The sequence below is a fragment of the Streptomyces sp. NPDC048623 genome, assembly GCF_040650755.1.
Taxonomy (GTDB): Bacteria; Actinomycetota; Actinomycetes; order Streptomycetales; family Streptomycetaceae; genus Streptomyces.
Window position 1 is genome coordinate 111,471 of record NZ_JBEZHV010000005.1, and the last position, 24,412, is coordinate 135,882.

General features: G+C 73.0%; 21 protein-coding genes. 7 read left to right on the top strand and 14 right to left on the bottom strand.

Features of this window, described 5'->3' with window-relative positions; genetic code table 11:
- Window positions 1–132: 132 nt before the first annotated feature.
- On the top strand, window positions 133–609 hold the full coding sequence (locus AB0C73_RS09415) for a MarR family transcriptional regulator (RefSeq protein WP_362526635.1): 477 nt from the start codon (window positions 133–135) through the stop codon (window positions 607–609).
- 77 nt (window positions 610–686) lie between these two features.
- Here the strand turns inward: AB0C73_RS09415 and AB0C73_RS09420 are convergent, their stop codons facing one another.
- Window positions 687–1,640 carry an NADP-dependent oxidoreductase gene (locus AB0C73_RS09420; protein ID WP_362526637.1) on the bottom strand — a complete coding sequence of 318 codons (954 nt, stop codon included), beginning with the start codon at window positions 1,638–1,640 and terminating at the stop codon, window positions 687–689.
- Between the two features lie 166 nt (window positions 1,641–1,806).
- Here AB0C73_RS09420 and AB0C73_RS09425 point away from each other — a divergent pair, with 166 nt between their 5' ends.
- Window positions 1,807–3,294 (top strand): substrate-binding domain-containing protein, encoded by a 1,488-nt coding sequence (locus AB0C73_RS09425; protein ID WP_362526640.1) that lies wholly within the window; start codon window positions 1,807–1,809, stop codon window positions 3,292–3,294.
- Between the two features lie 38 nt (window positions 3,295–3,332).
- Complete coding sequence (locus AB0C73_RS09430; RefSeq protein WP_362526642.1) at window positions 3,333–5,198, top strand: serine/threonine-protein kinase; 1,866 nt, start codon at window positions 3,333–3,335, stop codon at window positions 5,196–5,198.
- Here AB0C73_RS09430 and AB0C73_RS09435 read toward each other — a convergent pair.
- Window positions 5,195–6,115: a LysR family transcriptional regulator gene (locus AB0C73_RS09435; protein ID WP_362526645.1), complete on the bottom strand. Its 921-nt coding sequence runs from the start codon at window positions 6,113–6,115 to the stop codon at window positions 5,195–5,197. The genes AB0C73_RS09430 and AB0C73_RS09435 overlap by 4 nt on opposite strands.
- A 98-nt stretch (window positions 6,116–6,213) precedes the next feature.
- Between AB0C73_RS09435 and AB0C73_RS09440 the strand changes: the two genes are divergently transcribed.
- On the top strand, window positions 6,214–7,047 hold the full coding sequence (locus AB0C73_RS09440; RefSeq protein ID WP_362526647.1) for an oxidoreductase: 834 nt from the start codon (window positions 6,214–6,216) through the stop codon (window positions 7,045–7,047).
- Window positions 7,048–7,102: 55 nt separating this feature from the next.
- Here AB0C73_RS09440 and AB0C73_RS09445 read toward each other — a convergent pair whose 3' ends face one another.
- Entirely contained in the window at window positions 7,103–8,386 is a 1,284-nt protein-coding gene (locus AB0C73_RS09445) for an adenylosuccinate synthase (protein ID WP_362526650.1), read from the bottom strand.
- Window positions 8,387–8,529: 143 nt separating this feature from the next.
- Between AB0C73_RS09445 and AB0C73_RS09450 the strand changes: the two genes are divergently transcribed.
- Window positions 8,530–9,402 (top strand): diacylglycerol kinase, encoded by an 873-nt coding sequence (locus AB0C73_RS09450; protein WP_362526653.1) that lies wholly within the window; start codon window positions 8,530–8,532, stop codon window positions 9,400–9,402.
- Here AB0C73_RS09450 and AB0C73_RS09455 read toward each other — a convergent pair.
- Window positions 9,399–9,839, bottom strand: a complete 441-nt coding sequence (locus AB0C73_RS09455) for a MarR family transcriptional regulator (RefSeq protein WP_362527238.1) — start codon at window positions 9,837–9,839, stop codon at window positions 9,399–9,401. The two genes, AB0C73_RS09450 and AB0C73_RS09455, sit on opposite strands and share 4 nt — an antisense overlap.
- A 263-nt stretch (window positions 9,840–10,102) precedes the next feature.
- Between AB0C73_RS09455 and AB0C73_RS09460 the strand changes: the two genes are divergently transcribed.
- Window positions 10,103–11,008, top strand: a complete 906-nt coding sequence (locus AB0C73_RS09460) for an ABC transporter ATP-binding protein (protein WP_362526656.1) — start codon at window positions 10,103–10,105, stop codon at window positions 11,006–11,008.
- The gene (locus AB0C73_RS09465) at window positions 11,005–12,588 is read left to right on the top strand and encodes an ABC transporter permease (protein ID WP_362526659.1); all 1,584 of its coding nucleotides are present in this window, start codon (window positions 11,005–11,007) and stop codon (window positions 12,586–12,588) included. The genes AB0C73_RS09460 and AB0C73_RS09465 overlap by 4 nt, the downstream gene beginning before the upstream one ends.
- A 78-nt stretch (window positions 12,589–12,666) precedes the next feature.
- Here the strand turns inward: AB0C73_RS09465 and AB0C73_RS09470 are convergent, their stop codons facing one another.
- The 10 genes from AB0C73_RS09470 to AB0C73_RS09515 all read right to left on the bottom strand — a co-directional run bounded on the left by AB0C73_RS09470 (window position 12,667) and on the right by AB0C73_RS09515 (window position 24,336).
- A complete protein-coding gene (locus AB0C73_RS09470) occupies window positions 12,667–13,896 on the bottom strand; it encodes a cytochrome P450 (protein ID WP_362526661.1) in 1,230 nt (409 codons plus the stop codon).
- Between the two features lie 9 nt (window positions 13,897–13,905).
- Window positions 13,906–14,568, bottom strand: a complete 663-nt coding sequence (locus AB0C73_RS09475) for a response regulator transcription factor (RefSeq protein WP_362526664.1) — start codon at window positions 14,566–14,568, stop codon at window positions 13,906–13,908.
- Window positions 14,565–15,884: a histidine kinase gene (locus tag AB0C73_RS09480; protein ID WP_362526666.1), complete on the bottom strand. Its 1,320-nt coding sequence runs from the start codon at window positions 15,882–15,884 to the stop codon at window positions 14,565–14,567. The genes AB0C73_RS09475 and AB0C73_RS09480 overlap by 4 nt, the downstream gene beginning before the upstream one ends.
- A 103-nt stretch (window positions 15,885–15,987) precedes the next feature.
- On the bottom strand, window positions 15,988–16,857 hold the full coding sequence (locus AB0C73_RS09485) for an alpha/beta hydrolase (RefSeq protein WP_362526668.1): 870 nt from the start codon (window positions 16,855–16,857) through the stop codon (window positions 15,988–15,990).
- A 149-nt stretch (window positions 16,858–17,006) separates the two neighbouring features.
- A complete protein-coding gene (gene kynU / locus AB0C73_RS09490; protein WP_362527241.1) occupies window positions 17,007–18,227 on the bottom strand; it encodes a kynureninase in 1,221 nt (406 codons plus the stop codon).
- A 10-nt stretch (window positions 18,228–18,237) separates the two neighbouring features.
- Window positions 18,238–19,101 carry a tryptophan 2,3-dioxygenase family protein gene (locus AB0C73_RS09495; protein WP_362526671.1) on the bottom strand — a complete coding sequence of 288 codons (864 nt, stop codon included), beginning with the start codon at window positions 19,099–19,101 and terminating at the stop codon, window positions 18,238–18,240.
- A 153-nt stretch (window positions 19,102–19,254) separates the two neighbouring features.
- Window positions 19,255–20,055, bottom strand: a complete 801-nt coding sequence (locus AB0C73_RS09500; RefSeq protein ID WP_362526674.1) for a DUF3152 domain-containing protein — start codon at window positions 20,053–20,055, stop codon at window positions 19,255–19,257.
- Window positions 20,056–20,321: 266 nt separating this feature from the next.
- Entirely contained in the window at window positions 20,322–20,735 is a 414-nt protein-coding gene (locus AB0C73_RS09505; protein ID WP_362526677.1) for a DUF3151 domain-containing protein, read from the bottom strand.
- A gap of 15 nt (window positions 20,736–20,750) precedes the next feature.
- Window positions 20,751–22,277, bottom strand: coding sequence for an MFS transporter (locus AB0C73_RS09510; RefSeq protein WP_362526679.1), 1,527 nt, complete (start codon window positions 22,275–22,277; stop codon window positions 20,751–20,753).
- 79 nt (window positions 22,278–22,356) lie between these two features.
- Window positions 22,357–24,336 (bottom strand): Ig-like domain repeat protein, encoded by a 1,980-nt coding sequence (locus AB0C73_RS09515; protein ID WP_362526682.1) that lies wholly within the window; start codon window positions 24,334–24,336, stop codon window positions 22,357–22,359.
- Window positions 24,337–24,412 lie beyond the last annotated feature (76 nt).

Sequence of the window (24,412 nt, forward strand, 5' to 3'; positions counted from 1 at the left end):
TCGGGAGCGCCGGGGGCGTCGGGAGTCTCGCTCATGCGATGCAGATTACCTCTTGCGTTAGTGGCCCGAACGATCTAACGTCGTTAGTGCCACAAACGTTAGTCACCCGAACGCTAGAGGGGGAGCACCGCCATGACCACAACCACGGCCACATCCACGACCACGTCCGTATCCACCGCGCCCACCGCCGACGCCCGCGCCCTCGGCCTGGCCCACTACGCCGCCCGTGGCGTCCTGGAGGTCGTCCTGGCGCAGCACGGCATCACGTTCGACGAGCAGATCGCCCTGCGCGCCGCCGTCACGGCCGACGCCCCGCAGACGGCCGACGCCCTCGTCGCCCAGGTCCGGCACTCCCTCAAGGCCGACCCGGCCGCGATCCGCGCCACGCTCGACGAGCTGCGGGACAGGGGCCTGCTCGTGACGGACGGCGCGCATCTGCGGCCCACGGACGCGGGCCGCGACGTCCTGGCCGCCGTCGCCGCCGAGACGGCTCCTGTCAGCGCCCGCGTCTGGGGCGGCATACCGGCCGAGGACCTGGCCGCCGCCGGTCGGGTCCTCGCCCTGGTCACCGAGCGCGCGAACGCGGAGTTCGCCGCGCTGACGGCCTGAGGCGGACCGGATCCGCCCGATCAGCCCGCTCGCATCAGATCCGCCGGATTCAGATCCGGCGGCTCAGATCCGGCGGCTCAGATCATCAGGACGATCCGGCCGGGCCGGCGGCCGGCCTCCGCTCGGCGGTGGGCCTCGGCCACCTCTTCCAGGGGCATGACGTCGGCCACCCGGGTGATGAGCTCGCGGTCGGCGACCTTCTGGAAGATGGCGGCCAGCTCGACGGGGTCGGGCCGGCCGAAGACGGTCGCGACGCGGATGTCGCGTTCGGGGTCGGGGGTACGGTCCTTCGCGAGGGCGACGAAGACGCCGCCGTCCTTCACGACGGCCAGCATCGGGCCGCCGACGAGGGCGCCGTCGAAGACGCCGTCGACCCGGTCGGGGACGAGTGCCTGGAGCTGCTGGAGCACGTCGGCGGGTTCGCCGCGGGTGACACAGTGCTTGGCGCCGAGGACCTTGAGCTCGCTCTCGTCGCCCTCGTGGGCGACGGCCACGACCTCCAGGCCGGCCGCCGAGGCGAACTGCACCGCGAATCGGCCCACGACGCCGCTGGCGCCGGTGACGAGGAGCGTGGAGCCCGCCGGGAGAGCGAGCACGCCGAGGCCCTGCTGGGCCGTGGCGGCGGCCAGGGGGACGGAGGCCGCCTGGGTGAAGTCCACCTCGTCCGGGAGCGGGGCCAGCCACTCCGGGTCGACCCGGATGACCTCGGCGTAGGTGCCCTCGCCCGTGCGCTCGGTGAACCACGGCACGAAGCCCGCCACCCGGGTACCGGCCGGAAGGGTGCCCGCCGGGCCGGGCGCGGGGTCGAGGAGCCGGCCGGCGAAGTCCGTGCCGAGGACGAACGGGGGCCGGAGCGGGTCGAGCTCCTCGGCGTAGTAGCCCGCCCGGATCCTCATGTCGGCGACGGCCACACCGGCGGCCTTCAGCCGGACCCGGACCTTGCCCGGCACGTCCCCGGCCTGGGGCTCGGGGCGGCGGGCCATGCTCAGGACCTCGGGTCCGCCGTAGGCGGTCACTTCGACGACACGCATGGGGTTTCTCCTCCTGCGGCAGCCCCCTCGTGGCCATTAGACATACGCCCGCCACCCCCGGCAACAGGTGAAGGAAGCACGGGGGAACACGTCGGAAGGAAGAACACCAGATGGCCGGATTCCAGCTCTCGTACCGAACCGCACACACGTCCGTACGGTGGCGCCCGTGGACTGGGTCAGCCCCGAGAACGTCATCGCCGTCCTCACCGCGCTGCTCGGTGTGGTCGTCACCTTCGCCGTGCTCCTCATCGAGCGGCGGGTGCCCCGGCGCAAGCGCATCGGTTACCGCGTGCAGCTGGACACCCCGGTCGGTGACCGGGTCACCCGCATCTTCAACGGGCGGGGCGACATGACGGGCGCCACCCTCGTCCTGCTGCGCATCGAGAACGACGGCGGCGTCTCCATCGGCCGCGAGGACTACAACCAGGAGAACCACGGTCTGACCGTCCGGTTCGCCCGCCGCAAGGTGGAGGCGGCGGCCGCTTCCCAGGCGCCGTTCGACAGCGACGCCCTCGGGGTCACCCAGGGCGTCGGCCACAGCGAGATCACCCTCCCCAAGGTGCCGCTCAACCGCGGGGACTTCTTCAAGGTGCTCGTCCTGCTCACCGGCGGCGAGCCCAAGGACGAGATCACCGTCACCGGCCCGATCCGGGACGGCGGCGTGCACGTCAACCACAGTGCGACCTTCGACGACAAGCCGCCCACGTTCAGCCGGGCCGCCCGCCGCGTCACCATCGCGCTGACCGCCTGTGTGATCACGCTCGCCGCGATCATCGTGATACGCGACGACGTGCCGCCGCCCATCGGCTGCGCCCGCGGCACCCTCACCGTCATCGGCTCCACCGCCTTCGAGCCGGTCCTGGAGGACGTGGCCGAGCAGTACGAGCACGACTGCGCGGGCGCCACCGTGAACGTCGACGCGCGCGGCTCCACCGCCGGCATCCGGCGGCTCGCCGAACAGGGCCCGCAGCAGGGCAAGGACGGCCGACCCGAGCTCGTCGCCCTGTCCGACGGGCCCAAGCCCGACGGCTATCCGCAGCTGAAGGACTCGCCGGTCGCCGTCTCCCTCTTCACCCTCGTCGTCAACGACCGGGTCGAACTCGACAACCTCACCCTGGAGAACATCCGCGCCCTCTACCGCGGCGACATCACCAACTGGCGCACCCTCGGCGGCCCCGACCTGCCCGTCCGGCTGGTCAGCCGGGACGCCAACTCCGGCACCCGCGAGGTGTTCCAGCGCCGGGTGCTCGGCCGCAACGAACCCGCCAACTCCTCCCGCAACTGCTCCGCCAAGGACGACCCCGAGGCCCTGGTCATCCGCTGCGAACTCGACGGCACCGCCCAGGTCCTGTCCACCGTCGCGTCCCTGCCCGGCGCCCTCGGCTACACAGAACTGCGCACCGGCAGCCATCCCGAGGGCCTGCACCGGATAGCCGTCGACGGACGCAGACCCGACGTCGGGGAGCTGGGCAGCTCGCCCTACCCGTACCGGGAGATCGAGTACGCCTACACCTGGAACCTGCCCGCGCCCGGCTCGCTGACCTCCAGTTTCCTCGTCTACCTCGGCCGCGGCGGCGGCCAGGACGTGATCCTCGGCCACGGCCACCTGCCCTGCGCCACCCCCAAGGGGCTGCGGATCTGCGGCGAGGGATGACGGGAGTCCGGTATCCGGGTCTGGCATCCTCTTTCGACGTGGATCCCTTGAACGCGGAAGACCCGGCCGTCATAGGGCCGTTCCGGCTGCTCGGCCGGCTCGGTGTGGGCGGCATGGGGCGGGTGTACCTGGCCCGTTCGGCCGGCGGACGCGCCGTCGCCGTGAAGGTCGTGCACCCGGAGCTGGCCGCCCAGGACGAGTTCCGGCGCCGGTTCGCCCGGGAGGTCTCCGCCCTGGAGCGGGTCGGCGGCGCCGGCACCGCGCCGGTGCTCGGCTCCGACACCGAGGCCGAGGTGCCCTGGGTCGCCGTGGGCTATGTGCCCGGGCCGTCGCTGCGCACCGTCGTCGGCGACGAGTACGGGCCGCTGCCGCCCGACAGCGTGCGCACCCTCGCCGCCGGCCTGGCCCGCGCCCTCACCCACATCCACGCCGCGGGCCTGGTCCACCGCGACCTGAAGCCGTCGAACGTCCTGCTCACCGTCGACGGCCCGCAGATCATCGACTTCGGCATCGCCCGCGCCCTGGACACCGTCACCGACGGCGGGCTGACCAGCACCGGCGCCGTCGTCGGCTCCCCCGGCTTCATGTCGCCCGAGCAGGTGCGGGGCGAGCGGCTCGGCCCGGCCTCGGACATCTTCTGCCTGGGGTCCGTGCTCGCCTACGCGGCGACCGGGCACTCGCCGTTCGGCGGCTCGGACAGCGGCGTCCACGCCACCATGTTCCGCATCGCCCACGACGAACCCGACCTGACCGGCCTCGCGCCCGAGCTCGCCGGCCTGATCCGCGCCTGCCTCACCAAGGACCCGGCCGGCCGGCCCTCCGCCGGCGAACTGGTCGGCACCCTCAAGGTCACCGACCCGTGGCTGCCCGCCGACGTGCTCGCCCGGCTCGGCCGGCACGCCGCCCGGCTCCTGGAGGCCGAGGACGGCACGGCCGCCGCCGGCGACCCCACCCCCGCCACCCCGCTGCCCGGCACCCGCGAACAGGACGGCCCCCGCCCCCGCCGCCGCCGTACAGGCCTGATCGCCGCCGTGACGGCGCTCGTCGTCGCGGGTGCCGCGGCCCTCACGTACACCTACTGGCCGCAGACCGACCCGAGCGGCACCCTCGGCACCGGGCCGGACGGAAAGGGACGCACCGGCGCCGGTACGACGGCCGCGCGGACCACGGGGATCGTCCCGGCCGCGTTCCTCGGCGCCTGGGAGGGCGTCCTCAAGGGCACGGCGGACATCCCGTACGAGACCAGCCGGATCGAGGTATCCCAGGGCGCCGCCGGTGCCCGGACCGTCGTCTACACCCATGTCACCGGCGAGCGGCTGTGCATCGGCCGGGCCGTGCTGGTCTCCGCCACCGAGAACGAACTCGTCCTCGGCGACTCCGAGATCACCGCGAGCGTCCCCGCCCAGCGCTGCACCGCCGCCGCCCGCCAGACCCTGCGGCTGCGCTCCACCGACGTCGTCGAATGGAGCTCAGGCGTCGCGAAGACCACCTTCCAGCGCGTCCCGTCCGGCGCGGCCGTCGTCCCCGCCGCGCTCGTCGGCACCTGGCGGCAGTCCCCGGACACGGTGACCCAGCCGGACGCCGACCGCTACACGTACGAGCTCACCGTCACCCAGGGCCCGGTCGGCGCGCCCCTGATCCGCTTCGACCAGTCCTTCCCACGTACCGACAAGGACGGCAACATCGCGTCCGAGGACGTCCGTTGCGCCACCACCGCGGTCGTCGGGGGCGCGGGCAACCTCCTCGTCATCGGCCCCGAGACCCGCGACCCCGAGGTCTGGGACCCGGAGTGCGCCGAGAACGGCTCCAGCAACCTCCGGATCGTCCGCTTCAAGGGCAAGGAGCTGCTCCACGTCTACTCCATGACCGCGGACGGGGAACCGGGCGAGTTCGTCCGCGACTAGGACTGGGCGCCGACCGCCCCAACGGCCGCCCGGGCGTAGGCACGGACCTCCGGGCGGGTGTCGTCGGCGCGCCAGGCGAGGGCGAAGCGGGTCGGGGAGATGCCGTCGACGGGGCGGACGACGACGCCGCCGCGGGTGAGGAGCGGGGCGTTGCCCTCGGCGACCAGGCAGATGCCGATGCCGTCGACGAGGGCCTCGTACGTCTCGTCGGTGGAGCCGATCTCGGCCCCGATCCGGGGCGGGCGGCCGTCGCGGGCGTCCAGGGCCAGCCAGTGGTCACGGAGTTCGGGGGCGACGGCGCCGGGGAGGGCGAGGAAGGGTTCGTCGAGGAGTTCGGCGAAGGCGATCCGTTCGCGGGCGGCCAGCGGGTGGTGCTCGGACAGGGCGATCAGGCGGGGCTCGGTGGCGACGACGACCCAGCGGTAGCGCTCGGCGCCGACCAGCGGGAGCCAGACGAAGGCCAGGTCGCTCGTGCGGTCGGCGAGACCGGCGGTCGGATCGTCCCAGCCGATCTGCCGCAGCCGCAGCCGGGCCCCGGGGTGCGCCTCGGTGAAGCGGGAGCGGATCGCGGGCAGCAGTCCGCCCCGGCCGGGGCTGGTCGACATGCCGATGACGAGCGTCGCCTCCCGCGCCGCCCGGGCGGCCCGCACCGCGTCCGCCGCCTCCGCCCACGCGGCGAGCACCGCGCGGGCGTGCGGCAGCAGGGCCGTACCGACCTCGGTGAGGCGCACGCCGTGCCGGTCGCGGTCGAAGAGCGGGGTGCCCAGCTGCCGTTCCAGGGCGCGGATCTGCTTGCTGAGCGCGGGCTGGGACACGTACAGGCGCTCGGCGGCCCGGGTGAAGTGCAGTTCCTCGGCGACGGCGAGGAAGTAGCGCAGATCCCGCCCGTGCACGTCCTCGACCCCGTTCACGCTCATGACCATGGGCTATCACGACGGATCTTGGACGGGCAACTCCCTTCGGATGCACGCTGGTTGCACGCTGGATGCACACCGAACGAGGGGACTCCACGAACATGAGCAAGGTTTGGCTGATCACCGGCGCGAACAGCGGCTTCGGGCGCGCCTTCACCGAGGCGGCGGTCGGCGCCGGGGACGTCGTGGTCGCCGCCGCGCGCCGCGCGGGCACCCTGGACGAGCTGGTCGCCGCCCACCCCGACCAGGTCCACGCCGTCACCCTGGACGTCACCGACCTGGCCGCGATCGAGCGCGTGGTCGCGGAGGTCGCCGAGCGCCACGGCCGCATCGACGTCCTGGTCAACAACGCGGGCCGCACCCACGTCGGTTCGGTCGAGGAGACCGGCGACGCCGAGCTGCGCTCGCTCTTCGACGTGCACGTCTTCGGCCCGGCGGCCCTGACCCGCGCCGTCCTGCCCCACATGCGGGCCCGCCGCTCCGGCGCGATCGTCCAGCTCAGCAGCGTCGGCGGCCAGGGATCGCTGCCCGGCTTCGGCGCGTACAGCGCCACGAAGTTCGCCCTGGAGGGCATGTCCGAGGCGCTGGCCGCCGAGGTGAAGCCGCTCGGCATCCACGTTCTGATCGTCGAGCCCGGCGCCTTCCGCACCAGCCTCTTCGGCAGCGGCAAGAGCCTCAGCGAGGACACCATCCCCGACTACGCGGACACCGTCGGCGCCACCCGCGCCTTCGTCGAGGGCGGCGACGGCGGCCAGGCCGGCGACCCGGCGAAGGCCGCGGCGGCCGTCCTGACCGCCCTGAACGCCGACGAGCCGCCGCTGCGCCTCGCGCTCGGTGACGACTCGATCGACATGATCTACCAGCACCTGGAGCAGGTCCGGGGTGACCTGGCCGCGTGGGAGAAGGTCGGGCGGGACACCAGGTTCGACGCGTAGCCGGACAGACACGCGAAGCGGCCCGCACCCCAGGGTGCGGGCCGCTTCGGTGTGCCTACAGGAACGAGTTGATCTCGATCGTCTCGTCACGGCCCGGGCCCACGCCGATCGCGGAGATCGGGGCGCCGGACATGTCCTCCAGGGCCTTCACGTAGGCCTGCGCGTTCTTCGGCAGGTCGGCGAAGGTCTTGGCCTTGGTGATGTCCTCCGACCAGCCCGGGAGCATCTCGTAGACCGGCTTCGCGTGGTGGAAGTCCGTCTGCGAGTAGGGGAGCTCCTCGACGCGCTTGCCGTCGATCTCGTACGCGACGCAGACCGGGATCTGCTCCCAGCCGGTGAGCACGTCGAGCTTGGTGAGGAAGAAGTCGGTCAGGCCGTTGACGCGGGTCGCGTAGCGGGCGATGACCGCGTCGAACCAGCCGCAGCGGCGGTCGCGGCCGGTGGTCACACCGCGCTCGCCGCCGATGCGGCGCAGGGCCTCGCCGTCCTCGTCGAAGAGCTCGGTCGGGAACGGGCCGGCGCCGACGCGGGTCGTGTACGCCTTGAGGATGCCGATGACGCGGCTGATCTTCGTCGGACCCACGCCCGCGCCCGTGCAGGCGCCGCCGGCGGTCGGGTTCGAGGAGGTGACGAAGGGGTACGTGCCGTGGTCGACGTCGAGCAGGGTGCCCTGGCCGCCCTCGAAGAGCACGACCTTGCCGTCGTCGATGGCGTTGTTGAGGATCAGCGTGGTGTCGGCGACGTACGGCTTGATCTGCTCCGCGTACTGGAGCATCTCCTCGACGATCCGGCCCGACTCGATCGCGCGGCGGTTGAAGACCTTGGCGAGCAGCTGGTTCTTCTGCTCCAGGGCCGCCTCGACCTTCTGCTCCAGGATCGACTCGTCGTACAGGTCCTGGACCCGGATGCCCACGCGGTTGATCTTGTCGGCGTACGTCGGGCCGATGCCGCGGCCGGTCGTGCCGATCTTGCGCTTGCCGAGGAACCGTTCCGTCACCTTGTCGAGGGTGACGTTGTACGGGGTGATGAGGTGCGCGTTACCGCTGATCAGCAGCTTGGAGGTGTCGACGCCGCGCTCGTTCAGCCCGCTCAGCTCGGAGAGCAGGACCGCCGGGTCGACGACGACGCCGTTTCCGATGACCGGGGTGCACCCCGGGGAGAGGATTCCGGAAGGGAGAAGGTGCAGCGCGTACTTCTGGTCGCCGACGACGACCGTGTGGCCGGCGTTGTTGCCGCCCTGGTAACGCACCACGTAGTCAACGGACCCGCCGAGCAGGTCGGTGGCCTTTCCCTTGCCCTCGTCACCCCACTGAGCACCGAGCAGCACAAGTGCGGGCACAGGCGTACACCCCTTCCGGGCGGGGCATGTCCAAGGTCAGGGGGCCGACGCCGCCTCACCGGTGTGCCCCGGAATAGACGAAGCCCCTGGCGCAATAGCGCAAGGGGCTCTTGCACAAAGAGACTACCCGAGGAAGGACCGAGGTGTCGGCTCACGACCAGCTACTGGTCATCATCGACCCGGTCGCCCGCCGAAGTGACGGCGAGTCCGTGCGGATCGCGAAAGATGTGCTGTCTGCGGGCGCGGAAGCGAAGATCTGCCTGCCGGACGGTCCGGAGGAGTTCGCCCGCGCCCTGGCCCGGCGCGGCTCCCGGCACCCCGTCGTCCTCGGCGACGACCGCGCGCTGCTGCGCACCGTGACCCTGCTGCAGCGCGAGCGGGACCGCGACCGGGACCGGGACCCGGACAGCGCGGGCGGTACGGCGGGCGGTCCGACGGCCGTCGCGATGGTCCCGATCGGTGCACCCGACCGGGTGGCGACGGCCCGCGCGCTCGGCGTGCCGCCGGGTACGGTCGCCGCCGCGCGGGCGGTGCTCGACGGGGCGGTACGGCGGCTCGACCTGCTCGTCGACGACAGCGACGGCGTCGTCCTCGACCGCCTCGACGTGCCCGCCGCGGGCCCCGCGACCCCGTCGCCCGCGCCGGTCGCGCCGACCGCGTCGCCGACCGTCTGGGACACCTGCCGCTCGCTCGTCCGCACCCTGGTGCGGCCCGCGCCCACCGCCCTCGCGACGCCCGTCCACCGGCTGCGGGTCGAGGCGGACGGCGTGCTGCTCAGCGACCTCGACACGCCGCTGACCGGGCTCACCGCCCGCGCCCTCGGCGGCGCGCTCGCCCTTACGCTCCATCCCCCGGGCGACGCCCCCGTCCGCACCGCCACCGCCCGCACCCTCACCGTCGCGGGCCCCGACTTCCGCTACCGCGCCGACACGGCGGTCACGGGCCCGGTCCGCCGCCGCACCTGGACGGTCCGGGCGGGGGCCTGGGCGCTCACGGTGCCCCGGGAGGCGCCCTAGGCCCGCCCCCCCGGTCGCTCCGCGTTCCTCACGTTCCTCCGGTCGCGCCAGCGGTCCATGATTCCGGCCATCTCGCCGTGCAGGAAGGCGAAGAACTCGGCGGTCTCCGCCGTGCGGCGGCCCGCCGCCGTGTCCGGGCCCAGGGTGTCCGTGCCCTCGCGCAGGATCTTCTCCCAGCGGGAGAGGACCTGGTCGCGGCGGGTGAAGGTCTCGTACCAGAGCTCGTTGTGGAGGACGTAGCGGTCGCGGCGGGTGCCCGGGTCGCGCTCGCGGCTGACCATGTCGACCTGGGAGAGATAGCGGATCGCGCTGGAGACGGCCGCCGGGCTGATGCGGAGGGTCTCGGCCAGCTCGGCCGAGGTCATCGAGGCCGTCTCGGAGGCGAGCAGGGCCGCGAAAACGCGGGAGGCCATGCGCTGCATGCCGGCCGCGGTCATCTCGGCGGCGAAGCGCTCCACGAAGCGCGCCGTGGCGTCCTCCCCCGCGCCCGCCGCAGCCGTGTCCGTGTCCGTGTCCGTGTCCGTCTCCACCACCGGGCTCGCCAGGCCCGCGCCCGCGCCCGAGTCCACCGCGCTCGCCGAGTCCACCGCGTCCACCATGCGCCCCTCCGTGCCGTCCGTCATGGCGTCCATTGTCTCACCCACTTTCCATACACTTCCTTAACTTCACAAGTTTGTGAAAGTAGCGTACGTTCAGAACCATGACGAAGGCAATCACCGTCGCCGGACTCCACAAGGCGTTCGGGCGCACCCACGCACTGGACGGCCTCGACCTCACCGTCGAGACCGGCGAGGTCCACGGCTTCCTCGGCCCCAACGGCTCCGGGAAGTCCACCACCATCCGGGTCCTCCTCGGGCTGCTGCGCGCCGACTCCGGCGCCGCCCAGGTGCTCGGCCGGGACCCCTGGTCCGACGCCGTCGAACTGCACCGGCACATCGCCTACGTCCCCGGCGACGTCACCCTGTGGCGCAACCTCTCCGGCGGCGAGGTCATCGACCTCTTCGGGCGGCTGCGCGGAGGCCTCGACAAGGCCCGGCGGGCCGAGCTGATCGAGCGCTTCGAGCTCGACCCCACCAAGAAGGGCCGCACCTACTCCAAGGGCAACCGCCAGAAGGTCGCCCTCGTCGCCGCCTTCGCCTCCGACGTCGACCTGTACGTCCTCGACGAGCCGACCTCCGGCCTCGACCCGCTGATGGAGGAGGTCTTCCAGGACTGCGTCGCCGAGGCCCGCGGGCGCGGCGCGACCGTGCTCCTGTCGAGCCACATCCTCAGCGAGGTCGAGGAGCTGTGCGACCGGGTCAGCATCATCCGCAAGGGGCAGACCGTGGAGAGCGGTTCGCTCGCGGACCTGCGCCACCTCACCCGTACCAGCGTCACCGCCGAACTCGCCGCCTCCCCCAACGGCCTCTCCCACCTCCCCGGCGTCCACGACCTCGACGTCCAGGGCAAGCGGGTCCGGCTGCAGGTCGACACCGACAAGCTCGACGCGGTGCTGCGGTCCCTGACCGAGTCGGGGGTCCGGTCCCTGACCAGCACGCCGCCCACCCTTGAGGAGCTCTTCCTCCGGCACTACTCCGACGACAGCGACGAGGTGGCGGCGCGATGAGCACGCTCACCGTCCCGCTGACCGGGACCGGGTCCCTGACCCGGCTCGCGCTGCGCCGCGACCGGGTCATGCTGCCGATCTGGGCCCTCCTCGTCGGCGGCATGGTCGCCAGTGGCGTCGGCTCGATCCAGGCCCTGTACGACACCCCCGCCGCCCGCGCCGAGGTCGCCGGCGCGATGAGCGGCAACAGCTCCCTGCGGGCGCTGTACGGACCGGTCTTCGACGACTCGGTCGGCGGGCTCGTGGCCTGGCGGTTCGGAGTCTTCTCCGCCACCCTCGCCGCCGTGATGAGCCTGATCATCGTCGTCCGGCACACCCGCGAGGAGGAGGAGACGGGCCGTCAGGAGATGTTCTCCGCCGCCGTGGTGGGCCGCCGGGCGCCGTTGACGGCCGCCCTGCTGACCGCACTGCTCGCCAACACCCTCGTCGCCCTGATCATCACCGCCGGACTCGCCGGCCAGGGCGCGGGCGGGGCGCTCGCGCTCGGCCTCGCGGTCGGCGGCACCGGGATGCTCTTCGCCACCATGGCCGCGATCGTCGCCCAGCTGACCGAGAGCGCACGGCTCGCGAAGGGCCTCGCGGCGGCCGTCCTCGGCACCGCGTTCCTGCTGCGGGCCGCCGGCGACTCCGGAAAGTCCGACGGGTCTTCGGTCCTGACCTGGCTCTCCCCGATCGGCTGGGCCGAGAACGTACGCCCGTACGGCGGCGAGCGCTGGTGGGTGATCCTCCTGATCGGCGCCGCCGTCCTCGTACAGGCGGGCATCGCCTACGAGCTGACGAGCCGCCGCGATGTCGGCATGAGCTTCCTGCCGACCCGGCCGGGACCGGCCGAGGGGCGGCTCGCGACGGCCGGGGCGCTCGCCTGGCGGCTCCAGCGCGGCGGGCTGCTCGGCTGGTCGATCGGCTTCCTCGTCGCCGGGATCGCCTTCGGCGGGATGGCCTCCGGTGCGGCGGACATCGTCGGCGACAACGAGCAGGCCCGTGAGATCTTCGAGCGGATGGGCGGACAGTCCGGCCTGGAGAACGCCTTCCTCGCCGCGATGGTCGGGATGTTCGGCATGATCGCGGCGCTGTACGCGGTGGGGTCGGTGCTGCGACTGCACGGCGAGGAGACCTCGGGACGGGCGGAGCCGATCCTGGCCAACGCGGTCGGCCGGGTCCGCTGGGCGGCCGGTCACCTGGTGATCGCCTTCGCGGGCGCGGTACTGATCATGGTGCTCGGCGGCGTCGGGCTCTCCCTCACCTACGGCAAGGACCTCGGCCCGATCCTGGGCGCCTGTCTGGTCCAGCTGCCCGCGATCTGGACGCTCGCGGGGGTCGCGGTCCTGCTCCACGGCGCCTTCCCCAAGGCCGCGGTGGCCGGGTGGGCGGCGGCCGGGATCTGCCTGGTCATCGGCTGGATCGGCCCGGCCCTGAACCTGCCCCAGTCGGTCCTGAACCTCTCCCCCTTCGGGCACCTGCCGAAGCTGCCCGGCCAGGACATGGCCTGGACCCCGGTCCTGGCCCTGACCGCCCTCGCCGCCGTCCTCGTCGCGGCCGGGCTGGTGGGGCTGCGCCGACGGGACCTCATGGCGTCGTGACGTCGTGACGTCGTGACGTCGTGACCTCAGGTCTGACGAGTGAAGGGCCCCCGGCAACGGGGGCCCTTCCCCATGAAGTCACACCTCCACAAGGAGTTCCTTGAAGCCCCGGATCACGTACCCCGGCTTCCGCTCCGGCTCGGCGGCGAGCCGCAGCCCCGGCGCCTGCTTCAGCAACTCGGCGAAGAGGGCGGTGAGTTCGAGGCGGGCGAGCGGGGCGCCGAGGCAGAAGTGGATGCCGGCGCCGAAGCTGATGTGCGGGTTGTCGGCGCGGGTCAGGTCGAGCGTGTCGGCGGTCGGGCCGAAGCGGGCGGGGTCGCGGTTGGCGGAGCCGAAGAGCAGGGCGACCTCGGCGCCGCGCGGGATGACGACCCCGCCGATCTCGATGTCGTCGAGCACCCAGCGCTCGAACATCTGCAGCGGGGTGTCGTAGCGCAGCAGTTCTTCCACAGCTGTGGACAACTTTTCGGGATCGGGCTCGGGGCCGGTCCCGACCTCCGGCCGCACGCCCCGGCTCAGCAGCGTCCACCAGCCGTTGACCGCGGTGTTCACGGTGGCCTCGTGGCCGGCGTTCAGGAGCAGCACGCAGGTGGAGATCCTCTCCTGCTCGGTCAGCTCCGGCACACCGAGCAGGCCCGAGATCAGGTCGTCGCCCGGGTCCTTGCGCCGGCGGGCCATCAGCTCCCGCAGGTAGTCGGAGAACTCGATCGAGGCCCGGACGGCGCGGCGGGCGGTCTCCTCCGAGGGGTTCAGCTCGAACATCCCGCAGATGTCCGCCGACCAGGGACGGAGCCGCGCCCGCTCCTCGTCCGTCTCCGGGATGCCGAGCATCTCCGCGATCACGGCCACGGGCAGCGGCGCCGCGACCCGCGCGAGGAGGTCGCCACCACCGTCCGCGACCAGTCCGGCGACCAGGTCGGCGGCGAGCCGCCGGACCGTCGGCGCGAGGTTCTCCACCGTCCGCGGCGTGAACGCCTTCGACACCAGGCGCCGGATCCGGGTGTGGTCGGCGCCCTCCAGGTCGAGCAGCCCGTGGTCGTTGAGCGTGTGGAACGGCTCGTGGGCCGCGTCCGGCGCCTCCCGGCCGAACTCCTCGTGGGTGAAGCGGTGGGTGTACGTACGGCCCAGGCGCCGGTCCCGCAGCAGCGCCGACACGTCCGCGTAGTGCGGGACCAGCCACTGGCGGGTCGGCCCGTACCAGTGCGCGCGGCCTGCGGAACGCAGCCGCGCGTAGGCGGGGTAGGGGTCGGCGACGAACTCCGGGGACCAGGGGTCGAAAGCGGCGTGAGCGGCATCGGCAGCGTCCATGGGCGGACGCTACCCGCCGACCTGCACCAGGCGCGCCTCGTACGCGAAGACGGCGGCCTGGGTCCGGTCGCGCAGGCCCAGCTTCACCAGGATGCGGCTCACATGGGTCTTGATGGTGGACTCGGCGACGACGAGGTGGTCGGCGATCTCGGCGTTCGACAGGCCCTGTGCGATCAGGACCAGGACCTCCGTCTCGCGCTCGGTCAGCTCGCCGATCCGCGCGATCGCGGGCGGGCGCGGCGCGGCCGCCGCGGCCTTGGCGAACTCGGTGATCAGACGCTTGGTGACGGTCGGCGCGAGCAGCGCCTCGCCGGCCGCGACCACCCGGACGCCCTCGGCGAGCTGCCGGGCCGAGGCGTCCTTGAGGAGGAAGCCGGAGGCGCCGGCGCGCAGCGCCTGGTACACGTACTCGTCCAGGTCGAAGGTGGTCAGGACGAGGACCTTCGCGTCGGCATCGGCCGCGACGATCTCGCGGGTGGCCTCGATGCCGTTGAGCTCGGGCATGCGGATGTCCATGAGGACCACGTCGGGGCGGAGGGCGGCGACCTGGGCGACGGCCTCGCGGCCGTTCACCGCCTCGCCGACGACCTCGATGTCCGGCATGGCGCCGAGCAGTACGGAGAAGCCCTCGCGGACCATCATCTGGTCGTCGACGATCAGCACCCGGATCACGGCTGCGGCTCCTCTCGGTCACGGCTCACGGGGACGAAGACGGTGACCTCGTAGCCGCCGTCGGCGGTGGCCTCGGCGGTCATCTCGCCGCCCAGCATCGTGACACGCTCCCGCATGCCGGTGATGCCGTGCCCGGCGCCCGGCGAGGGTTTGATCAGCCCCCGCGCCGGGCCGTTGGCGATGCGCAGGCCGAGGCCGCCGAGGACGTAGCCGATCTCGACCCGGGCGGCGGCGCCGGGCGCGTGCCGCAGCACGTTCGACAGGGCCTCCTGGACGATCCGGTACGCGGAGAGCTCGACGCCCTGCGGCAGCTCGCGCACCGCCCCGGTCACCGCCTTCTCGACGACGAGCCCGGCCTCGCGGACATTGCCGACCAGCGCGTCGAGGTCGGCGAGGGTGGGCTGCGGGGCGTCCGGGGCCTCGTAGTCCTCGGCCCGTACGACGCCGAGGATGCGGCGCAGCTCGGTGAGCGCGGCCACCGCGTTCTCGCGGATGGTGACGAAGGCCTGCTCCAGCTCCGGCGGCGGGTTCTCGACCCGGTACGGGGCGGCCTCGGCCTGGATCGCGACCACCGACATGTGGTGGGCGACGACGTCGTGCAGCTCGCGGGCGATGGTGGTGCGCTCTTCGAGGAGCGTGCGCTTGGACCGCTCCACGGCGGTGACGCTCTGCTGGGCGGTGACCTCGCGGCGGGCCTGGCGGCGGACCTGGGAGGTCGTGACGAGCAGGAGGCCGATCCCGGCGACGAACAGCAGCGCGACGGCGTCGCCGGGTCCGTTCGCACCGATGAGGACCGTGGCGAACAGGCCGTAGCCGGCGGTGACCAGCCACATCCAGCCGGCGGTACGGGGCCGGGTGCGCAGGGCGACGACGACGAGGACGACCAGGTGGGCGGCGAACGAGTTCGGGGCCCACGGCCACTCTCCGCCGTGACCGCCCAGGAAGGCGATGAAGGGCGTGGAGACGAGCGATGCCCAGAAGGCGAGCATCGGACGTATCAGGGTGAGCACCACGGTGGCGGCCGGTACGGCGGTGTAGACGAGCACGGCCGGATTCAGCGGGCTGTCGGCCTCCGCGAGCCCGAGGAAGAAGACGATCATCGCGGCGAAGCCGACGACGAGGTGCGGAAGCACGCCGAGTTCGTCGCGGATCCGCTCCGGGAGGAAGCGGAGCAGTCCGCGACTCAGGTCGAGCCGCTGCAGCGGGCGGTAGGCGAAGGCGTCGGTGAACAGGTCCGCGCGCAGACCGCCGAGCGCCTTCAGGGTCAGGCGGAGCTCGGGGCTGCGGCTCGTTTCGGTGGTCCGGGTCGAAGTCACCCGCCCACCGTACGGGCGGCCCGCGCCGGGGTCGTCCGGCTGCGTACGGATCCCGGCGGGTCCCCCTTGAGGACTACCCGCGCCCGCCGGGCCTGGGCAGGCCCTAGAAGGCCAGCTGGGCGATCTCCTCCGCCACCACCGCGCACGCGTCCGCCGACGGGTCGATCAGCGGGAAGTGGCCGACGTCCTCCAGGAACGTGCAGCCGACCGTCTCGCCCGCCTCGGCCGCCGCGTGGACGAAGGCCTCGGAGACGGCAGGGGGGACGACGAGGTCGGCGCGGCCCTGGACGAGGGTGGTGGCGATGCCGGTCGGGAGGAGGACGGCCGGGTCGGAGAGGGCCGCGCGGGCGGCGAAGTCCGTGTCGCCGCCGAGGAGTTGGGTGACCGCGCCGCCGCAGACGCCGAGCTCGACGGAGCGTGCGAAGTGGGCGATCGGGGCGAGGGCGACCACGCCCCGCAGGGCGGGCGGTTCCGGGAGCCGCCACGGGGAGTCCGCGGGCAGGACGTGCCGGGCGGCGGCCCACAGGGCGAGGTGGCCGCCGGCCGAGTGGCCGGTGAGCACGATCCGGCGCGGGTCGGCCTGCGGCAGATGCGCGGCGGCGAGCTCCGGCACCGCGTCGAGCGCCGCCGCCACGTCGTCGAAGGTCTCGGGCCAGCGCCCGGCGACGCCCTCGCCGTCGCCGCCGCGCCGGTACTCGACGCTCGCGACGGCGAAGCCGCGGCGGGCCAGGAAGTCCACGAAGGGGGTCAGATGCAGCCGGTCGTACGGCGCCCGCCAGGCGCCGCCGTGCAGGGCGATCACCAGGGGCGCGCTCGCCCGGCCGTCGCGCGGCGCGTAGAAGTCGACGACCTGGTCGGGGTGCGCACCGTACGCGGCGGAGGCGTCCGGGGCGACGGCCGGGTGCGAGAAGGCCGAAGCCTCCTCGGCGGCGTCGCGCGCGGCGGCATCGCGTGCGGCGGGGTCGTCCGGCATGGTGCTTCAACCTCTCCTCGTACGGGGCCGATTGACGAACCCATCGGCCTGACCTGCGGGGACCGTACCAGGAGTGCGGCCCCCGCAGATCAGCCGATCATCAGCCGATCAGAAGATGACCGGCCGATGATCGGAACCGCCCGAGCGGCTCACGCCGCGGGGACGTCCCGCAGGACGTCCGCCAGCACCCGCGCCGCGCGCTCCGCGTCCGCGAAGCCCACGTACAGCGGCGTGAAGCCGAACCGCAGGATGTCCGGGCGGCGCAGGTCGCCGACCACGCCCCGGCGGATCAGCTCGGCCATGACGGCGGGCGCCTCGGCGCAGCGCAGCGCGACCTGGCTGCCGCGTTCGGCGTGCGCCCCGGGCGTCACGGACTCGACCCGGCCCTCGGGGGCGTACGCCCGTACGCACTCCAGGAAGAAGTCCGTCAGGGCGAGCGACTTGGCGCGCACGTCCTCGATCCGGACCCCGTCCCACACGTCGAGGGCGGCCTCCAGGGCCAGCATCGACAGGATGTCGGGCGTGCCCACCCGGCCGCGCACCGCGCCGTCGGCGGCGCGGTAGCCCGGGGTCATGCCGAACGGGTCGGCATGCGAGTTCCAGCCGGGCAGCGGCGAGTCGAAGCGGTCCTGGTGGCGCTCGGCGACGTAGAGGTACGCGGGCGAGCCGGGGCCGCCGTTGAGGTACTTGTACGTGCAGCCGACCGCCAGGTCCACGCCGTGCTCGTCGAGGCCGACCGGCAGCGCGCCGGCGCTGTGGCACAGGTCCCAGACGGCCAGCGCGCCCGCCGCGTGGAGGGCGGCGGTGACGCCGGGCAGGTCCTGGAGCCGGCCGGTGCGGTAGTCGACATGGTTGACCAGGGCGAGCGCGGTGCGCTCGCCCGCCGCGCCGGGGATCTCGGCCGGGTCGAGCGGCACGATCCGGTGACCGGTGAGGCGCGCGGCGGACTCGGCGATGTACCCGTCCGTGGGAAAGGTCGTCGCGTCGACGAGGATCTCGTCCCGGCCCGCGCCGGCCAGTCGGGTGCCCGCGACGATCGCCTTGAAGACGTTCACACTGGTCGAGTCGCCGACCACGATCTGCCCGGCGGCGGCGCCGACCAGCGGCGCGATGCGGTCGCCGAGCCGCTCGGGCGCGGTCCACCAGCCGGACTCGTCCCAGGAGCGGATGCGCAGCTCGCCCCACTGGCGGGTGATCACGTCGGCCATGACGGCGGGGACGTGGGCGGGCAGCGCGCCCAGCGAGTTGCCGTCGAGGTAGACGGTCCCGTCGAGGGCGAACTTCTCGCGGTGCTTGGCCAGTTCGTCGGCCGCGTCGAGCCGGCCGGCCTTCTCGTCGTACGTCTCGGACATGGCTGCCGTCTCGGACATGGCTGCGGGCTCAGACATGGCTGCGCGCCGTCCACAGCTCGGGGAACACGTTCTTCTGCGCCCGCTTCTCCAGCCACGCGACGCCCGCCGAGCCTCCGGTGCCGGTCTTGGCGCCCATCGCGCGCCGGGTGGCCACCAGGTGGTCGTTGCGCCAGCGCCAGACGAGCTCGGCGACATCGCTCAGCGCCTCGCCGAGGCCGACGAGTTCGCCGTGCTGGTCGGCGTCCGCGTAGATCCCGGCCCAGACCGCCTCGACCTCGGGCGAGGGCTCGTACCGCTGCGCCAGGTCGCGGCCGAGGACCGAGGCCGGCACGGGGAGCCCGCGCCGGGCGAGGAGCCCGAGGACCTCGTCGTACAGGCTGGGCTCCTGGAGCGCCTTCTCCAGCTCGGCGTGGACGCGGGGCGCGCCGCGGTGCGGCACCAGCATCGACGCCGACTTCTCGCCGAGCAGGAACTCCATGCGCCGGTACATCGCCGACTGGAAGCCGGAGCCCTCGCCGAGCGCGCCGCGGTAGGCGTTGAACTGCGCGGGGGTGAGCTGGGCGATCGGCCGCCAGGAGTGGTTGAGCGCCTCCAGCTCGCGCACGGATCGCTTGAGCGCGTCGACGGCGACGGGGATGTCGTCGCGGCGCAGCGCGTGGCTCGCGGTCTCCCACTCGTGGACGATCACCGTGAACCACAGCTCCATGACCTGGGTCGTGACCAGGAAGGCCATCTCGCCGGGGTCGTCCGAGCGGAGGTGCTGGAGGTGGGTGAGGACGTCCGCCTGGACGTAGTCCTCGTACGGCGTGGTGCCCGCGAAGTCGAGGTTCGGTGCGTCGGCGACGACGTCGGCGACCGCACCGGCTCCGGAGGCATCGGGGAAGGTGGACATTGCTGTCTCCTCGATACGAACTACCGGGTAGCGGTCCGCTCCTCTCGTCCGGCGGTCGATCGACCCATCGGTCCATCGGTCCATCGACCCATCCGGCACGGGAGCCCCGGTCCCCTCGGGAGGCGTGCTTCGTCGCGCGCTCTCCCAAGCGCATCATGACACGAGCGGGCCCTCGATGTAGATCCCCTCTTCGTCATACGGATACGCGTTCGAACGGCAACCGTTCAGTCCCTTGATCTGCTGCATCATGACCGGCGCGAGCCTGCCCGGACCCGGGCAGCCCATGTGCCGGCGCAGGCCGATCTCGTGCCCGACCTCGTGGTTGATGATCAGATGCCGGTACTCGTGGGCGGGACCCGCGAAGGTCGGGGAGCCGAGCAGCCAGCGCTTGAGGTTGACCACGACGCCGGAGGAGGTCTCGCAGTTCAGCTCGCCGTGGGTGTTCATGCCGTTGGCCGCGCACAGCTTGTCGGCGGTGTCCGGGGTGGCGATCCGGATCACGAAGTCGGCGTTCTCGCTCACCAGCTGGAAGCGGCCCCGGCCGTGCGCGGCCCAGCCGCGCGGATGGGCCAGGATCCGTTCGATCTCGGCGGCGGCCTCGCGGGCGGAGACGTCGACGCCGTCCTCGACCTGGACGCGGTAGCGGCGCAGCATGCCGCCGGTGCCGACGGGTGCGCCGGTGGCGGCGGCGGTGGTGAAGGTGCCCGCGCCGGACTGCGGCACGGTGGTCTTCTTCGGGGTCTTCGGGGTCGTCGGGGTGGGCTTGGGCGTGGCCTTCGGTGTCGGCTTCGGCGTGGGCTTCGCGGTGGGTCGCGGGGTGGGCGGGGGCGTGGTCGGCGGTGCGGTCTCCTGCCCCCGCGACGCGGCGGCGGCGAGGTCGCCCTGCCCCTCGTAGTGCGCGAGCGCGGCTCCGCCGGCCAGCGAGACCAGCGCCAGCGCGAGGACGGGCAGCACGAGACGGCCCCTCCCCCGCGGTCTCCCTCTGCCTCCGCGGCATCGACGGTTCTGCTGCGTGGCACGGCGCTTCCCCAAAGCGGCCTTCCCCCCAAAGACGGCCTTCCCCCGACGGCCATGTGTGCGTTCCCGGCGATCGTAACCGCGTGTTCGAACATGCTCGAACGATCGAGGAGAGCTGTTACAGCATGGGTGCATTGCGCCGTCGGGGGTCGAGGAAGCCGGCTCCGGGGCGGCCGGCTCCGGGGCGGCCGGCTCCGGGGCGGTCAGCCCAGGGTGTCGGCCGCCGTCGGCGAGGAGTCGCGCAGGAAGGTGGTGCAGCGCTCGAACTCGTCCTTCTCGCCGATCTCGCCGGCCGCCCGGGCCAGCGCGTGCAGGGCGCGCAGGAAGCCGCGGTTCGGCTCGTGCTCCCACGGCACCGGGCCGTGGCCCTTCCAGCCGCTGCGGCGCAGCGCGTCCAGGCCGCGGTGGTAGCCGGTGCGGGCGTAGGCGTACGACTCGACGACCTGGCCGCGCTCGTACGCGTCGTCGGCGAGCCGGGCCCACACGAGCGAGGAGGTCGGGTACTTCGCGGCGACATCGTCCGGCGCGGCCCCGCTCGCCAGGAGCTCACGCGGCTCCGGGTCGTCGGGCAGGTGGGTGGGGGACGGTCCCCCCAGCAGGTTCTCGTGGATGGCCATGGGGCCCAGTCTGCCTCAGCCCCCGCCCGCGGCCCGGTCCGTACCCACGTCAGTGCCCCCGCCCGCGGCCCGGTCCGTGCCCGGGTCCAGCGGGGGTGCCGTCACCCCGCAGTGGACCTTGCACTCCGGGTGGCAGTCCGCGTGGGCCGGGGTGCGCAGGGTCGTCCAGGCGAGGATCGCGCCCACCACCAGGACGCCCGCGCAGATCGGCATCGCCCGCCGGAACGTCGCGTCGAACTCCTCCGCCGAGCGGTACGCCTCCGGGCCCATGCCCGCGAGCAGAGGCAGCGCCGCGACCGCGATCAGGCCCGCCGCCCGGGCCGCCGCGTTGTTGATGCCGCTGGCCAGGCCCGACCGGGACACGTCCACGGAGGCGAGGACGGTCGCGGTGAGCGGAGCGACCAGGGTCGTCATGCCGAGGCCGAGCACCAGCAGCGCCGGCAGCACGTCCGTCAGGTACGCGGCGTCCTCCCCGGCCCGCAGCATCAGCAGCATGCCCGCCGCGCACAGCAGCGGCCCGACCGTCAGCGGGAGCCGCGGCCCGGTCCTCTCGCCCAGCTCGCCCGACTTCGCCGAGAGCAGCAGCATCAGGACCGTCGTCGGCAGCAGCGCCGTACCGGCCTGGAGCGCCGAGTAGCCGGACACCACCTGGAGCTGGAGCGCGGCCAGGAAGAAGAAGCCGCTGAACGCCGCGTACACGCACAGCGTCACCAGGTTCACCGCGGTGAACGTCCAGGACCGGAAGATCGACGGCGGCATCATCGCGTCCTCGCCGCGCCGCCGCTCCACGAGCACGAACCCGGCGCCGACGAGCACGCCCAGGACGCCCGGCCACCAGGTCTGCGCGATCAGCGCGTACGTGACCAGGGCGAGGGCCGCCGCGCCGAGCACCGCGCCGAGGACGTCGAAGCGGCCGTGCACGGCCCGGTCCCGGGACTCCGGGACGTGGCGCAGCGCCACCGGCACGCAGATCAGGGCCAGCGGCACGTTCAGCAGGAACACCCAGCGCCAGCCGGGGCCGTCCACCAGCCAGCCGCCGACGAACGGCCCGATCGCCGCGCCGACGCCGCCGAAGCCGGACCACAGGCCGACGGCCTTGGCCCGGTCGTCCTCGTGGAAGCTGGCCTGGATGAGCGCGAGCGAGCCGGGGGTGAGCAGCGCGCCGCCGACGCCCTGGAGGGCGCGGGCGGCGATCAGCACCGCGTCGTTCGGCGCCAGGCCGCACAGCAGCGAGGCGGCCGCGAACCACACCACGCCGACCACGAAGACCTTGCGCCGCCCGTAGCGGTCGCCGAGCGCCCCGCCGAGCAGGATCAGGCCCGCGAGCGTGAGCATGTAGGCGTTGACGGTCCACTGCAGGGCGGCCAGGTCGGCGCCCAGGTCCTCGCCGATGTGGGGCAGGGCGACATTGACGACGGTGGAGTCGAGCAGCGCCATCCCCGAGCCGAGGACGGTCGTGAAGACCACCCACCGGCCCGTCCCCGAGGCCAGCCGAATCCCCAGCCCCGGTGCCGCACCCGCCGTGCCCGCCGAGTCGGTCATGCCTGCCATGATCCCGCGATCGGCGGAGCCCCGCCCGCCGGATGGGCGGACGGGGCTCGTCGGGTCACTCGGGAGAACGTCAGCGAGTGAAGTTGAAGTACTGCCAGGCGCCGTAGACCGTGGTGTTCACGTTGTCGCCGGAGGCGCTGTCGATGTAGGCCGCGCGGACGCGGAACCGGTAGCCGGCCGCCCCGTCGCCGTCCAGCGTCACGTAGGCCATGCCGTTGGCGTTCAGCGTGAAGTAGTCCGAGGCGGCGGAGCGCCAGGCGCCCGAGTACCAGATCTGGAGGTCCAGCCGGGTGCTGCGGCCCGGGTACGAGTTGTGCCACGCGGTGATCAGCGGGTCGGTCGTCTGGTGGTAGGTCCGGTGCCAGACGCCGCCGATCTGCGTCCACTGGTAGTGGCGGCTCATCGTGTTCGTCACGCCGGCCCGCGTGTACACGCCGGACCGGGCCTCGGCCGGGGCGGAGCGCGCGTCACCGGCGAAGGTCACGGACACCCAGGTGTCACGGGTCATCTTCAGCTGGGCCGCCAGCTTGCCCTCGGAGTTGACCGTGCCGCGCCGGAGCAGCTTCTTGGGCTCCGGACCCAGCGGGTCGGCCCAGATCTCCACCTCACGGTTCTTGTACGTCGGGCCGAGCGTGGCCGTGTACCAGACGGGGGTGTTGAAGTTGACGGTGGTTCCGTTGCGGTCCAGCGTCAGCGCGGTCTTGTTCCGCGAGACCTGGACGTTGGCCTTCACGGCGGCACCGGTGTGCGTGGCGTCGCCGGCGAACTCGACCTTGTAAGTCACGGTGCCACCCGCGGTGGGCGTGTCCGTGAAGGAGTAGGTCCCGTTCGCCCCGAGCGCCTTGGTGCCGAGGGCCTTGCCCAGCGGAGACTCGAGGTCGTACCGCGTGACGGTGAGCGGCGTACCGGCCGGGAGGGGCAGGGACGCCGTGACCGTGCCGGAGACGGTGAGCTGCGTGGCGCGGGTCGCGGTCGCGGGAGCCTTGATCGTGATCGTCGGGACGGACTTGGTGGGACCGTCGTAGACCCGCAGCGTCCGCACGCCGGAGACGTACGTGGCGGCGAACAGCTTGCTGCTGTCGGGCGCCCAGGCGAGGGCACCGGTGGTGAGGATGCTCGCGCTGCCGTCACTCCCCGCCGGCAGGTCGTACTCGCGGACCGGCATCGTCTTGTCGGGCTTGAAGACGTGGATGTCCTGCTCGTACACGGAGTCCGTGCCACCGGCGATGCTGCCGTCGGGCGCGACCGCGACGGCGTTCGGGTACTCGTTGCTGATGTACCGGGCCGTCTCGGAGAGGTCCGTGGTGGACAGCGCCGGGTAGGCGTACGGGTTGGCACCCGCGGTGATGATGTTCTGCCCGTCCGGGGTGACGTCCAGCTCCTGGAGGCCGGAGTACTCGCCGCTCTTGCTGGCCTTGAGCACCGGGGTCCCGGTGGAGACGTCGTAGACGCCCAGCTGGGTGGGAGTGGCGTCCCGGTTGCCGATCGCGAGGACGTTCGGTGCGCCCGGGTCGGAGCCGAGCAGCAGCGTGGAGCCGGAGAACCACGTGCTGGGAGCGCCGAGGCCGAGTGCGAGTGCGACGACGGGCTCCGCGCCCGACAGGTCGAGCGAGCCGAGCTGTCCGCCCGTGTACGCGAACCAGAGCTTGCCGCCCGCCTGGGCGAGGTCGCCGGGCGCGTCCGCGCCCAGGGCGTAGGACACGACGTCGGACGGCGTCTCCGTGTTCACGGAGACGATCGAGTCGTTGCCCGACACGGTCGCGTAGACCCGCGACGAGTCGTCCGCGATCTCCAGACCACGGACGCCGGGCAGGTTCGGGACGGTCGCGAGGACCGTACCCGTGTAGTCGGTGACCACAAGCTTGCCGCCGCTCGGGTCGCTGATGAAGACCTTCTGGTGGACGCCGTCCACCACCATGTCGCCCACGGACGACACCGGCAGGGCCTTGCTCGTGTCGGCGGCCGCCTGGCTCGCCGTACCCGCGACCAGCGCCGCGGAGCTGAAGATGACCGCCAGCGCGGTCGCAGCGGAAAGGGTGCGCTTGCGCACGATGAAGAGACCCCCCCTATGAGTCTCCGGCCTCTCATCAACGGAGGCACGGTGACCGCAGCGTAGATCACGCCGC